Source organism: Sphingomonas sp. ACRSK, assembly GCF_022346685.1.
GTDB lineage: Bacteria > Pseudomonadota > Alphaproteobacteria > Sphingomonadales > Sphingomonadaceae > Sphingomonas > Sphingomonas molluscorum.
The window spans coordinates 1-12,821 of the sequence record NZ_JAKRNR010000050.1 but is presented as its reverse complement, the minus strand read 5'-3'; the positions used below and the strand labels follow the sequence as shown (position 1 = coordinate 12,821).

At 70.1% G+C, this 12,821-nt stretch carries 14 protein-coding genes and 1 pseudogene; 7 read left to right on the top strand and 8 right to left on the bottom strand.

Annotated features, from left to right (window positions below; translation table 11 throughout):
- The coding region (locus MHZ35_RS16860; RefSeq protein WP_239436701.1) for a tetratricopeptide repeat protein at positions 1 to 838 on the bottom strand (838 nt) is incomplete at its 3' end.
- 226 nt (positions 839 to 1,064) lie between these two features.
- On the opposite strand from MHZ35_RS16860, the gene MHZ35_RS16855 reads away from it, so the two are divergent.
- Complete coding sequence (locus MHZ35_RS16855; protein WP_239436700.1) at positions 1,065 to 2,264, top strand: SPOR domain-containing protein; 1,200 nt, start codon at positions 1,065 to 1,067, stop codon at positions 2,262 to 2,264.
- A gap of 12 nt (positions 2,265 to 2,276) precedes the next feature.
- Here MHZ35_RS16855 and MHZ35_RS16850 read toward each other — a convergent pair whose 3' ends face one another.
- The 5 genes from MHZ35_RS16850 to MHZ35_RS16830 form a co-directional block, all read right to left on the bottom strand.
- The gene (locus MHZ35_RS16850) at positions 2,277 to 3,494 is read right to left on the bottom strand and encodes a dihydroorotase (RefSeq protein ID WP_239436699.1); all 1,218 of its coding nucleotides are present in this window, start codon (positions 3,492 to 3,494) and stop codon (positions 2,277 to 2,279) included.
- Entirely contained in the window at positions 3,491 to 4,480 is a 990-nt protein-coding gene (locus MHZ35_RS16845; protein ID WP_239436698.1) for an aspartate carbamoyltransferase catalytic subunit, read from the bottom strand. Before MHZ35_RS16845 ends, MHZ35_RS16850 begins: the two co-directional genes overlap by 4 nt.
- Positions 4,481 to 4,686: 206 nt before the next feature.
- A complete protein-coding gene (locus MHZ35_RS16840; protein WP_239436697.1) occupies positions 4,687 to 5,235 on the bottom strand; it encodes a hypothetical protein in 549 nt (182 codons plus the stop codon).
- A gap of 52 nt (positions 5,236 to 5,287) precedes the next feature.
- Positions 5,288 to 5,749: a Holliday junction resolvase RuvX gene (gene ruvX / locus MHZ35_RS16835; protein ID WP_239436696.1), complete on the bottom strand. Its 462-nt coding sequence runs from the start codon at positions 5,747 to 5,749 to the stop codon at positions 5,288 to 5,290.
- Positions 5,746 to 6,855, bottom strand: a complete 1,110-nt coding sequence (locus MHZ35_RS16830; RefSeq protein ID WP_239436695.1) for a DUF3089 domain-containing protein — start codon at positions 6,853 to 6,855, stop codon at positions 5,746 to 5,748. Before MHZ35_RS16830 ends, ruvX begins: the two co-directional genes overlap by 4 nt.
- A 152-nt stretch (positions 6,856 to 7,007) precedes the next feature.
- On the opposite strand from MHZ35_RS16830, the gene gatC reads away from it, so the two are divergent.
- The 6 genes from gatC to MHZ35_RS16800 all read left to right on the top strand — a co-directional run bounded on the left by gatC (position 7,008) and on the right by MHZ35_RS16800 (position 12,359).
- A complete protein-coding gene (gene gatC / locus MHZ35_RS16825) occupies positions 7,008 to 7,295 on the top strand; it encodes an Asp-tRNA(Asn)/Glu-tRNA(Gln) amidotransferase subunit GatC (RefSeq protein ID WP_125962276.1) in 288 nt (95 codons plus the stop codon).
- On the top strand, positions 7,295 to 8,779 hold the full coding sequence (gene gatA / locus MHZ35_RS16820; protein WP_125962275.1) for an Asp-tRNA(Asn)/Glu-tRNA(Gln) amidotransferase subunit GatA: 1,485 nt from the start codon (positions 7,295 to 7,297) through the stop codon (positions 8,777 to 8,779). The genes gatC and gatA overlap by 1 nt, the downstream gene beginning before the upstream one ends.
- Before the next feature lie 98 nt (positions 8,780 to 8,877).
- Complete coding sequence (locus tag MHZ35_RS16815; protein ID WP_229362063.1) at positions 8,878 to 9,165, top strand: AbrB/MazE/SpoVT family DNA-binding domain-containing protein; 288 nt, start codon at positions 8,878 to 8,880, stop codon at positions 9,163 to 9,165.
- Positions 9,162 to 9,602 carry a type II toxin-antitoxin system VapC family toxin gene (locus MHZ35_RS16810; protein WP_446741072.1) on the top strand — a complete coding sequence of 147 codons (441 nt, stop codon included), beginning with the start codon at positions 9,162 to 9,164 and terminating at the stop codon, positions 9,600 to 9,602. The genes MHZ35_RS16815 and MHZ35_RS16810 overlap by 4 nt, the downstream gene beginning before the upstream one ends.
- On the top strand, positions 9,595 to 11,097 hold the full coding sequence (gene gatB, locus MHZ35_RS16805) for an Asp-tRNA(Asn)/Glu-tRNA(Gln) amidotransferase subunit GatB (RefSeq protein ID WP_239436693.1): 1,503 nt from the start codon (positions 9,595 to 9,597) through the stop codon (positions 11,095 to 11,097). The genes MHZ35_RS16810 and gatB overlap by 8 nt, the downstream gene beginning before the upstream one ends.
- A 341-nt stretch (positions 11,098 to 11,438) precedes the next feature.
- On the top strand, positions 11,439 to 12,359 hold the full coding sequence (locus MHZ35_RS16800; RefSeq protein ID WP_239436692.1) for an oxygenase MpaB family protein: 921 nt from the start codon (positions 11,439 to 11,441) through the stop codon (positions 12,357 to 12,359).
- Between the two features lie 20 nt (positions 12,360 to 12,379).
- Here the strand turns inward: MHZ35_RS16800 and MHZ35_RS16795 are convergent, their stop codons facing one another.
- Positions 12,380 to 12,598: a hypothetical protein gene (locus MHZ35_RS16795; protein ID WP_129340579.1), complete on the bottom strand. Its 219-nt coding sequence runs from the start codon at positions 12,596 to 12,598 to the stop codon at positions 12,380 to 12,382.
- Between the two features lie 11 nt (positions 12,599 to 12,609).
- Positions 12,610 to 12,821 (bottom strand): annotated as a pseudogene (locus tag MHZ35_RS16790) (RcnB family protein); the annotation flags it as partial.

Genomic DNA, 12,821 nt, shown 5'->3' with positions numbered 1-12,821 from the left:
GCGCAGAGGCCACGCGCGCCTGCTCCGCGGTCAAGTCCTGCCTCCCGGTGAAGCGCTGACGAGGGCTGGGCTCCGCTGACGCTAGCGCAAGGCGAGCCGCGGCCGGCGCCACCGGTGCCGCGCGCACCGGGGCAGGGGCCGGTGCGGTGCGTACCGGCGCGGGTGCGGTCCGAACGGGTGCGGCCGGAGCGGACGCCGCCGGTGCGGTGCGCGCAGGCGTGACGGCTGCGGCCGGGGCCGCCGCGGCGACCGCGGTGGCGGTCACCGGGGCGCGTGCCGCCTGCGCCTCGAGGGTGCGGGCCATCTCCAGGCCGCGCTGGCGATCCTGGAGCGAGACGTACTTGTCCATCTGCGCCAACGTCTGCGACGCCTGCGGCAGTCCCGAACTGGAGGCGCGGGTCATCAGCGCATAGGCGCGGACCCAGTCCTTCGACACGGCGTCGCCGTTGAACAACATGGTGCCGAGCACGAACTGCGCACGCGCCTCGCCGCGGGCGGCGGATTGTTCGAGCCACTTGACCGCTTCCTGGCGGCGGCCGTTCTGGAACAGCGCCAGGCCATAATTGGTCACCGCCTGCGGATGGCCCTGGGCGGCTGCCTTGGCATACCATTGCTCCGCCTGGGCGAGATCGGCGGGCACACCGCGGCCGAGCTTATAGGCCTGGGCCAGGTTGAACTGGGCATCCGGATCGCCCTTCAGCGCTGGGCCGCGCCATTCCTTCACCGCCCGGGCGAAGTCGCCGCGGGTCCAGGCGTCCACCCCGTCCTTGACGTCGGCAAATGCCGGCTGGCCGAGCAGCAGCAGGGCTGCGGTCCCGAGAAAAAGCTTGGCTCGCATGGTCTTCATCCTTCCGCGTCGCTGCCCGCTTATCGCGGCGTGCACCCGGGCGCCACCCTCAGGGGCCTTCCGTGCGTGCGCGTGCGGGCATGCTCGTGCCGCCTCCATTAACCCAATCTTATCCGGAAACGGGACAGGTTGCGCGCGCAATCAAGGGATCGGGAATGGGCGACGTGCAGGCGGCTGGGGCAGGGGTGGAATGCTGAGGAGCCGTGCCCTGTTTTCCGTGGGTGCGACTGCCCTGTTGCTGGGAGCCGGATGCAGCACCAGCGGCTCCGGCGACCCGGCCGCGGCGAGCGACGCCGCAGGCGCACGCAGCCCGTCGCGGATCGACAAGCTCGTCAACAAGGCGGAGGTCGCGATCGCGGAGCATCGCGGCTGGGCTGCCGTGAAACATGCCGAGCAGCTGGTGGCGCTGTCGCCTTCCGATCCCGCCCATCGCGCGCTGCTGGCGCACGCCTATCTGCAGGCGGGTCGCTTTGCCTCGGCCGCGCAGGCGGCGGGCGATGCGCTGGCGCTCGATCCGCGGGAGCCGCGCGCGGCGCTCGACCTGGCGCTTGCACAGACGGCGCTCGGCGACTGGACCGCGGCGCGGGCAACGCTTGCCACCTATGCGGAGGTTCTGAGGCCGGCGGATCGCGGGCTGGCGCTGGCGCTGGCGGGCGATCCGATCGGCGGCGCGGTGCTGATCGGCGAGGAGGCGCGCGGCGCTGCCGCCAGCGCGACCGCGCGGCAGAACCTGGCGCTGGCGCTCGCGCTGGGCGGGCGTTGGGCGGAGGCGCGTGCCGTGGCGGCCGTCGACCTGACCGGTGACGAACTCGAGCGGCGGATGCGCGAGTGGATGGCGTTCGTGCAGCCGACGACCTCCTCGCAGCAGGTGGCGACGCTGCTGGGTACCGAGGCGGTGGCCGATCCGGGGCAGCCGCTGGCGCTCGCGCTGGTGCGCCCGGCTGCGGCGGCACCGGTCGCAGTGGCGCAGGCGCCCGCGCCGGTAGAGGTGGAACAAGCCGCCGCGACCCCCGCCAGTGGCGTGCGCTTCGCACCGCGCCAGGAGATCGTGCAGCCGATTGCCGCGCGCGTGGCGGTTTCGCAGGAGGCGCCGCGGCCGATCGAAGCGGCCGCGCCCGCGCGGGGGCGCTATTACGTGCAGCTCGGCGCGCATGAGGATGCGGCCGTGGCGCAAGACGCTTGGGAGACGGCGCGGCGTCGCTATCGGGCGCTGGCAGGGCTCACCCCGTCTGGCGTGGAGGCGCGGGTCGGCGAGGACCGCTTCTACCGCCTCTCCGTCGGCGGCTTCGCCCGGTCGGAGGCGGTGGCGCTGTGCGAGCGGCTGCGCGCGCAGGGCGGACGCTGCTTCGTCCGCGCGGAGGCGGGCGATCGGGTGGCCGCCTGGGCCGCTCGCGAGCGGCAGGTCGCCGCCCGCTGACCGGCCGACCGCTTACAGGAACCGGCCGCCCTTCATTACCTTCAATGCCTTGCCTTGCACGGGCAGGCCGTCGAACGGCGTGTTGCCGGCCTTGGCCGCCATGCGCTCGGCCGAGATCAGCCAGGGGGCGTCGGCGTCCGCGATCACCAGGTCGGCGGGGCTGCCGGCGGCCAGCGTGCCCGTGTCGATGCCGAGCACGCGCGCCGGGTTGACGGCGAGCAGCGCGAACAGGCGATCGAGCGTGAGCACCTCGTCGCGGACCAGCCCGAGGCCAAAGGCGAGCAGCGTCTCGGCACCGGCCATGCCTTCGCTCGAATCGGTGAAGGGCAGGCGCTTCTCTTCCGGCCCGCGCGGGTCGTGGCCCGAGCAGAGCACGTCCACCGTCCCGTCGCGGACCGCGGAGAGCGCCGCCTGCCGGTCGCTTTCCGAGCGCAGCGGCGGCGAGAGGTGGGCAAAGGTGCGATAGTCGTTGAGCGTGTTGTCGGACAGCAGCAGGTGCGCGGGCGTGATGCCGCAGGTGACCGGCAGCCCGCGCGCCTTGGCGCGGCGGACGAGGTCGAAGCCGGCGGCGGTGGTGACCTGGCGGAAGTGGAGCGCGGCGCCGGTCTCCTCGACCAGCATCAGGTCGCGCGCGATCGCCAGCGCCTCGGCCATCGAGGGGGCGGCGGGGAGGCCGAGCCGGCTCGCGGTCTCGCCTTCGGTCGCCACCGCGCCCCCGGCAAGCCCGCCGTCCTCGGCATGGGCGATCACCGTCAGGCCGCAATCGCGGGCATAGCGCAGCACCTTGCGCATCACCCCCGAGTCGCCGATCCAGCGGCGGCCGGTCGCGACCGCGCGCGCACCGGCACCGGCGTTGATCGCCATTTCGGCGAGATCGGTGCCCTCCAGCCCGCGGGTGGCGGCGGCGATCGGGTGGATCCAGATGTCCGGCTTGCCCGCTTTGGCGGCGCGCTCGACGATGCCGGGGTCGTCCAGCACGGGCGACTGGTCGGGCATCAGGCCGATGCGGACGATGCCGCCCGCGCGGAAGGCGGCCGGATCGACCGCGAACACGCCCAGGTCGACGATGCCGGGGGCGAGCAGCTTGCCGCGCACGTCGATGCGCTCGGCACCCTCGGGGACGGCGACGTCGCCCACTGCCGAGATGCGATCGCCCTCGACCAGCAGCGTGCCGGTGGAGACGCCGTTGGCGGGGCAGACGAGCGTCGCGTTGACGAAGGCGACGGTCATGCCCAGCCCTCCACGCCGCGCGAGCGCCGGGTCAGCACGTCCAGGCACGCCATGCGGACGGCGACGCCCATCTCGACCTGCTCGGTGATGGCCGAGCGTTCCAGGTCATCGGCGACCTCGGAGGTGATCTCGATGCCGCGGTTCATCGGGCCGGGGTGCATGACGAGGGCGCCGGGCGCTGCGCGCTTGAGCCGTTCGGAGGTGAGGCCGTAGCGCATGTGATACTCGCGGGTGGAAGGAATGAAGCCGCCGTTCATGCGCTCGTTCTGGAGGCGGAGCATCATCACCACCTCGGCGCCTTCGAGGGCTGCGTCGAAGTCGGTGAAGGGGGTCACGCCCATGCGCTCGATCTCCGCCGGCATCAGCGTCGAGGGGGCGACGACGCGCACTTCGGCGGCCAGCGTGGTGAGCGCCAGGATGTTGGAGCGTGCGACGCGGCTGTGGAGGATGTCGCCGCAGATCACGACCTTGCGGTGGGCGATCGCGCCGGTGCGGCGGCGGATGGTGAGCGCGTCGAGCAGCGCCTGCGTCGGGTGTTCGTGCCAGCCGTCGCCGGCGTTGAGCACGGGGCAGTCGACCTTGCCGGCGATCAGCTTGACGGCTCCGGAAGCGGAATGGCGGATGACGATCACGTCTGCGCGCATGGCGTTCAACGTGACGGCTGTGTCGATCAGCGTCTCGCCCTTCTTCACGCTCGATTGCGCGGCGTGCATGTTGACGACGTCCGCACCCAGCCGCTTGCCCGCGATCTCGAACGACAGCAGCGTGCGGGTCGAGTTTTCGAAAAAGGCGTTGATCTGGGTGATGCCGTCGAGCCGCCGGTCGCTCTGGGCGCGGCTGCGGTTCGCCTCCACCCATTGTTCCGCCTCGTCGAGCAGGAACAGAATCTCGTGGGGCTGGAGGCCTTCGATGCCGGTCAGGTGGCGGTGCGGAAACACCGCGCCCCCGGGGATCTGGGCGGCGGGGCTGTGATCGGAAATGTGCATCGAGGGGATCGCCTAATCCCCGCGGCGGGCACGCGCAAGGCGTGCAGGGTTATAGGTCAGCTAGGCTGGACCGACGTATCCCGTTCCGTTCGCCTCGAGCAGCCGTCGAGCTTGTCGAGACGGCGTGTCGAGAGGTCGCGCACGCCGCCCCTCTCGATACGGGCTCTCGACAAGCTCGATCCCTACTCGAGGCGAACGGGGGAGGTTCAGGCGAGGCGCAGCTGCGGGCGGCGGCCGAACACCGACGGCGCGCCGGCGGTGAGCGCCAGGTAGAGCGCCATCAGGCCGGTGAACCACATCGCGTCGTTGCGGGCGAGCATCCACACGATGGCGGGGGTGAAGTTCTCCGTCCCGCCCAGCACCATCGCGGTGAGGTAGGTCACGACTTCATAGGCGACGAACGCACCGGCGATCGCAGCGATCATGCGCGCGAGCGACAGCGTGCCGGTGGAGCCGCGCACCGCATGGGCGACGCCGAAGCCGGCGAGCGTGCTCACCGCGATCGCGACGCCGCGCAGGATCGTCATCGGATCGGTCGGATAGCCGAGGAAGCCGAAGCCGATGATCTGGTTGAGCAGCCATGCGCCCAGCACCGCCATGATGCCGGCGCGGCGCGAAAGGGTGAGCGCCGAAGCGGCCGCGAGCGCTGCGAACGGGGTCATGCAGGCAAGCGCGAAGCTGCCGAGGACGGCGGCGCCGTCGATCGCGACAAGCCAGCTGAGGTCGCGGGCGGAGCTGCTGCTGCGGGAAGCCATTACTATCATCCTGTCTGTGTTCGGCGCCCCATAGCGCAGGAGCGGGTGCGCGTCAGCTGTTCACCAGCGCGTCGATTGCCGCCTGCAAGATATGCGCGGCGGCCATTTTGTCCACTGCCTCGGCGCGCTTGGCGCGGCTCATGTCCTGTTCGATCAGCACGCGCTCCACCGCGACCGTCGACCAGCGCTCGTCCCACAGCAGGATCGGCTGGCCCAGGTCGTCGAGGTTGCGGGCAAAGGCGCGGGTCGACTGGGTACGCGGCGAATCGCTGCCGTCCAGGTTGAGCGGCAGGCCGATGACGAGGCCCACCGTCTGGCGCTCCGCGATCAGTGCTGCCAGCGCGGCCTTGTCCTTCGTGAACTTGGTGCGACGGATCAGCACGGCCGGGCTCGCGAAGCTCCAGCCTGCGTCGCAGGCGGCCGTGCCGATCGTCTTGGTGCCGACGTCGAGGCCGAGCAGGCGGCCGCCGTCGGGTAGTGCCGCGCGGAATGCGGCGGAGTCGGTGGTGATCATCGGGCCTTCCACGCCTTCAGGCGGCGCGCGGCGTCGGCGCGCACGCTGCCCCAGAACAGGCTGTAGTCATAGACGTGATAGTTGTTGCCCGGCAGCACGTAACTGCCGACGTCCGGCGGGCTTGCGCCGATCAGCAGGAAGCCGCGCCCGTCGCAGCGCGCCGCCACGCGGCCGGGTTCCAGCGTCGCGTTGGTGAGGTTGGCGTTCGGGAACAGCGTGCCGAGGTTCGCACTTGCCGGCGCGTCCGCCCCCGGCGTCCCGGTGATCGGGTTGGTGCAGATGAGCGGCGTGCCCTTGCGCGAGGCGCCGGTGAAGCCGTTGGTCGCATCGAAGGTGTCGGTGATCAGGCGCGGATCGGCGGGCTCGGCAAAGGCCTGCCACGACAGGATGCAGCCGGGCTGGTCGGCCGCGGTGCATTCGGGAAGGCCGAGTGCCGGCAGGTCGGCGGTGCGCGACACCGGCCAGCCCACGACATAGGCGGCGACGATGCGGCGGGCGAGCGGCTTGCCCGCGACCCGATCGTGCAGGAGGCGGGTGAGGTGCAACGATCCCTGGCTATGCCCGGCAAGCACGATCGGACGGTTCGGGTCGACCTGGGTCAGGAACGAATCGAACGCCTGCAGCACGTCGGCATAGGCGAGGTCGAGCGCGCGCTCGGCATCGCTCACGGTCGTCAGGAACGCGCCGAACGTCGCCTGGCGATAGCGCGGCGCCCAGACCTCGCCCATGGCGTTGAAGGCGCTCGCCTGGCCGCGCAGGAACAGGGCAGCGCGCGCATTCGCCTCCTCGTCGGCGAGCGGCGCGTTCCACTGGTTCTTGCGGAGGTAGGAGGTCGGGTGGATGAAGAACACCGCTGCCTCGGCCCGCGCCGGCACGCCCATGCCGGGCGGCGTCCAGCGCGCCGGGTCGTTCGGCGTGCCCGGCCGCGCGAGCCACATGTCGGGATTGGCATAGGCCGCTGGCGCCGCCGCCGGTTGGTCCATGAAGCGCGCGCTCGGCACCATGCTCCAGCGCAGGAGTTCCGCGCCGAACATCCGAAATGCAAAGGTGCCGCCGAGCGCGAGCATGACCAGAATTGCCACTCCGTAAAGGAATTTGCGCGCCACGCGGGCTCTCCGTTGTGCAGTGCAGCATCGAGGAGGTCGACGCAACCGGCTTCCCGTGCGGCAAGCATGCGCATTACGCAACCGTCCGCCCGCGTGGCGCAGAGGCTGTCGCCCGCTTGTGGCGGGGGTGCGGGGATGCTAGCCGCGGACCCATGTCCGTAGACACTGCAACCGTGAAGCGCGTGGCGAGCCTCGCGCGCATCGCCATCACCGATGCCGAGGCGGAGCGCCTGGCGCCCGAACTCGGCAACATCCTGGGCTGGATCGAGCAGCTGGGGGAGGTGGATACCTCTGCCGTCGAGCCGATGACCGCCGTCATCCCGAACACGCTGCGCCTGCGCGAAGACGTCGTCACCGACGGTAACGTGCGCGACGCGGTGCTCGCCAACGCCCCCCAGGCCGAACATGGCTTTTTCACCGTGCCCAAGGTGATCGAATAGTGACCGAGCTTACCGACCTGACCGTCGCCGGCATCCGCGACGGCGTGCGCTCCGGCGCCTTTTCCGCGCGCGAAGTGGCCGACGCGTTCGTAACCGCGGTGTCGCGCGCCAAGGATCTCAACGCCTTCCTGGTGGAGACGCCCGACCATGCGCTCGCCGCCGCCAAGCAGGCGGACGACGCGCGCGCTGCCGGCGAGACGCTCAAGCCGCTGGCCGGCGTGCCGATCGGCATGAAGGACCTGTTCTGCACCAAGGGTGTGACGTCCACCGCGGCGAGCCACATCCTGGAGGGCTTCACGCCGACCTATGAGTCGACCGTGTCGCAGCGGCTGTGGGACGCGGGCGCCGGCATGCTCGGCAAGCTCAACATGGACCAGTTCGCGATGGGCTCGTCCAACGAGACTTCGGCGTTTGGCAATGTGATCTCGCCGTGGCGCCGCGGCGGCGGCGACAATGCCCCGCTCGCACCCGGTGGTTCGTCGGGCGGCAGCTCGTCGGCGATCGCGGCGCGGCTGTGCCCGGCGGCGACCGGCACCGACACCGGCGGCTCGATCCGCCAGCCCGCCGCCTTCACCGGCATCAGCGGCATCAAGCCGACCTATGGCCGCTGCTCGCGCTGGGGCGTGATCGCGTTCGCGTCGTCGCTCGACCAAGCGGGACCGATGGCGCGCGACGTTCGCGACTGCGCGATCATGCTGGAGGCGATGTCGGGCTTCGACGTGAAGGACTCGACTTCGCTCGACCTGGCCGTGCCGAAGTGGGAGGCGGGGCTTTCGTCCAACCTCGCCGGCAAGCGCGTGGGGATCCCCAAGGAATATCGCGTCGACAACATGCCGGCCGAGATCGAGGCGCTCTGGCAGCAGGGGATCGACTGGTTGAAGGACGCGGGCGCCGAGATCGTCGAGGTGTCGCTGCCGCACACCAAATACGCGCTGCCGGCCTATTACATCATCGCGCCGGCGGAGGCGTCGTCCAACCTCGCGCGCTATGACGGCGTGCGCTACGGCCAGCGCGAGCTGCCCGAGGGTGCCAACCTGCAGGACATGTACGCCGCCACCCGCGCCGCCGGCTTCGGCGACGAGGTGAAGCGCCGCATCATGATCGGCACCTATGTGCTGTCGGCCGGCTTCTACGACGCCTATTACACGCAGGCGCAGAAGGTGCGGACGCTGATCGCGCAGGACTTCGAAAAGGCATGGGCGCAGTGCGACCTGCTGCTCACGCCGACGGCGCCGTCCGCGGCGTTCGCGCTGGGCGAGAAGTCGGACGATCCGATCGCCATGTACCTGAACGACGTCTTCACCGTGCCGTCGTCGCTCGCCGGCCTGCCGGCGATGAGCGTGCCGGGCGGGCTGGACGCGGGCGGCCTGCCGCTCGGCCTGCAGGTGATCGGCAAGCCGCTCGACGAGCAGGGCGTGCTGAACGCCGGCCTCGCCATCGAGGAGCGCGCCGGCTTCACCGCACGTCCCGAGGCGTGGTGGTGAGCATCCTCGGCACCAGAGGACGCGCTCGATTCAAGGCGCTGAACAATGATGGCAATTCCACCTTAACGGTGTTACGTCAGTAACACCGGAGAGTGATGATGAACGCGCCAACCCATATCGAAACAGGCACGATGACCAGCAAAGGTCAGATTCTGATCCCGAAAGCGATGCGCGACGCAGTTGGGCTCGTACCTGGACAACCCTATAAAGTCGCCGTCAACGATGGCGGACAGGTTGTGGTGACGCCGCTGGGCTTTACGCAGGCAGAGGGTGAGGAGCGCATGCGGCGGGTTCGTGATGCTATCGCGGCTCTCGCGGGCAAGTACGCGACCGGCCAGAGTACAGATGACTATATGCGTGAAGTTCGGGGTGACCGCGAGCCGTGATATTGGTGGATTCCAATGTGCTGATCGACGTGTTCAACCGCGATCCGCAGTGGTTCGAATGGTCGTCGGTGAATCTGCAGCGCGCCGCCTATGGGGCTGATCTGGTAGTCAATCCTGTGGTGGTCGGCGAGGCTGCGCCATGGGTTGGGTCGCTTGAGAACTTCAACTTGATCATGGTCGCGCTGCTGATCCGCACCGAGGCTCTGAGCGTGGAGGCAGGGTATCTCGCCGGTGCGGCCTATCAAACTTATCTGGAGCAACGACGAAAGAACAAGCAGCCGTTCACAGCCAAGGCGGTACTGCCGGATTTCTTTGTCGGCGGTCATGCCGAGTCCGTGGGGGCTACCATTTTGACCCGCGACTCTGATCGATACCGGAAATATTTCCCAACCGTTCCTCTGATTACCCCCGAAGCGGATCGCATCGAAAATGACTGAGTCCACCTACCGCATCCGTGGCGCGACCGGCGACTGGGAAGTCGTGATCGGCCTGGAGGTCCACGCCCAGGTGACCTCCAACGCCAAGCTGTTCTCAGGCGCGGCGACCGCGTTCGGTGCGGAGCCGAACACGCAGGTCAGCCTGGTCGATGCGGCCATGCCCGGCATGCTGCCGACGCCCAACAAGGAGTGCATCCGCCAGGCGGTGCGCACCGGCCTGGCGATCGACGCGCAGATCAACAAATGGTCGCGCTTCGATCGCAAGAACTATTTCTACGCCGATCTGCCGCAGGGCTATCAGATCAGCCAGCTCTACCACCCGCTGGTGGGCGAGGGCCGGTTGCTGATCAGCCTGGACGAAAAGGATCCGGACGCCGAGACCAAGGAGATCGGCATCGAGCGCATCCACGTCGAGCAGGACGCGGGCAAGCTGATGCACGACCAGCACCCGACGCGCTCCTATGTCGACCTCAACCGCTCGGGCGTGGCGCTGATGGAGATCGTCAGCCGCCCGGACATGCGCTCGCCCGCCGAGGCCGGCGCCTATGTTCGCAAGCTGCGCACGATCCTGCGCTATGTCGGATCGTGCGACGGCAACATGGAGGAAGGCTCCATGCGCGCCGACGTGAACGTCAGCGTGCGCAAGCCCGGCGAGCCGTTCGGCACGCGGACCGAGACCAAGAACGTCAACTCCGTGCGCTTCGTCATGCAGGCGATCGAGTATGAGGCGAAGCGTCAGGTGGAGGTGCTGGAGGACGGCGGCCGCATCGTCCAGGAGACGCGGCTGTTCGATCCCGACAAGGGCGTGACCCGTTCGATGCGGTCCAAGGAAGACGCGCACGACTATCGCTACTTCCCGGACCCGGACCTTCTGCCGCTGGTGCTGGACGACGCGTTCCTGGAGGAATGCCGCCAGTCACTGCCCGAGCTGCCGGACGCCAAGCGCCAGCGCTACGAGCAGGCGCTGGGCCTGTCCGCCTACAACGCCGCCGTGCTGACCGCCGAGGCGGAGACGGCGCGCTGGTTCGAGGCGCTGCTGGCCGAAAGCGCGCTGGTCCAGAAGAAGAGCGAGAGCGAGGTCGCCAAGGCCGCGGCGAACTGGCTGATCTCCGACCTGTTCGGCGCGCTCAATCGCCTGGGCAAGGACATCGGCGAGAGCCCGGTGACCCCTGCGCAGGGCGCCGAGCTGCTGGGCCTGATCGCTGACGGCACCATCTCCAACACGCTCGGCAAGCAGGTGTTCGAGATCATGCTGGAGACCGGCGAGGGCGCCGGCACGATCGTCGAGGAGCGCGGGCTCAAGCAGACCAGCGACACCGGCGCCATCGAGGCGGTGATCGCCGAGGTGATGGAGAAGAACGCCGACAAGGTCGCCGACTATCGCGGCGGCAAGGACAAGCTGTTCGGCTTCTTCGTCGGCCAGACGATGAAGGCGATGGGCGGCAAGGCCAATCCGGCGGTGGTGAACGAGCTGCTGAAGAAGACGCTGGGGTAAGGCGCTTCGGACGGGCGGGGGAACTTCCCCCCGCCACTCTTGTACCCCGGCGAAGGCCGGGGCCCAGTTGGGGGACGGGTGAGGCCGCGCGCACGCATCCGATCCATCCTCGTATTCCCGCGCAGGCGGGAAACCAGGGCCAAGCAGAACAACGGGTGCCGGCGTTCGGAACCCTGGGCTCCCGCCTTCGCGGGAGCACAACGGTGGCAGAGAGGGCGGCCTTCACCCCCGTCCCCCAACTGGGCCCCGGCCTTTGCCGGGGTACAGGTTGCGTCCGGGACGGCCCAGCTGCCGATCTGGGCGCCCGGGAACCTCGCGCAGCATCTGCGCGTCGAAGGGCCATGACTGCCGCTGCTCTCTCGCTTCCCATGCCGCTCCAGCGCCGTCTGGAGCGCGAAAGTGCCTCGATGTTTGCAGGCGACGGCATGCCGCAAATCGACTTCAGCCGCCCGGCCGGGGAGCCGGCGCTTGCCGCCGCCGACTCGGTCTCGTGGCGGGTGTTCAAGAACCCGGTGTCGCTGTTCATCGGCGGCGTGGCGGCGGTGCTGCTCGAACTCGGCGAGCCGCGCGTGCGGTCGGGCGTCTGGGAGCACAGCAGCTTTCGCAGCGATCCGGTGACGCGCCTGCGCCGCACCGGGCTTGCCGCGATGGTCACGGTCTACGCGCCCGCCAGCGTCGCCGAGGCGATGATCGCCGGGGTGGGCCGCCAGCACGCCCGCGTGCGCGGCACCACGCGGGAAGGGCAGACCTATGCGGCGATGGATCCCGAACTGCTCGATTGGGTGCAGGCGACCGCCTCGTACGGCTTCCTGATGGCCTACCACCGCTTCGTCCACCCGCTGGACGCAGCCGATCGCGACCGCTTCTGGCGGGAAGCGCAGCCGGGGGCGCGGCTGTTCGGGGCCACCGGAACGGCGGACAGCGAGGCCGGCTGGGACGCCATGCTCGCGGCCAAGCTGCCCAAGCTGCGTGCCGCGCCCGAGATCCGCGAGTTCCTGACGATCATGCGGGACGCGCCGGCGTTCCCGCGTGCGCTGCGTCCGATGCAGCGGCTGCTGCTGCGCGCCGCCGTCGATCTGCTGCCAACGAGCGCGCGCGAGGTTCTGGAGCTTGGCCCGGAAGCCGGCCTGCCGCGCGGCGGTGCCCGGCTGGTGCGGGCTGCGGGCGTGGCGGCGGACCGGCTGGTGATCCGCAGCGCGCCCCCCGGGCAGGCGTGCCGGCGCATGGGGCTGCCGGCGGAGTGGCTGTACCGCGCCGCCTGAGCGACGCGGTACGTAGCCGATTACTGCTGGGTCAGATCCTGGTTCTTGACCACGCCGCCGGTGCCGGCGGTGCCGGCGAACTCGCCCGGCGGGTCGAGCGGGGAGGTGGTGCCGACCTTGGACCCGAGCCGCTCGACATCGTCCGAACGGGCCTGCACGGCCTGCTCGATGTCGCTGCGGGTGTCGTTGTCCGCTGCCGGATCGCTGTCGGGATGGGGGCTGCGTTCGCGATCGCTCATGAAACTCTCCTTTACGCGTGCATGATCGGCTGGCCTGGGGCCGGCGTGATCACCGGGTCGGCACCCGGACTGGGATAGTCGATATCCGGACCCGGCGGGCTGATCTCCGGCGGCGGGGCCGAAGGTTGGCCGGGCTCGGCCGGTTGCGGCGGTGCCTCTGGCTGGGGCGCGTCGGGCGCCGCCGGGTTGCCGGGCGGGGGCGGTGCCTCCGGCGGGGCGGCCG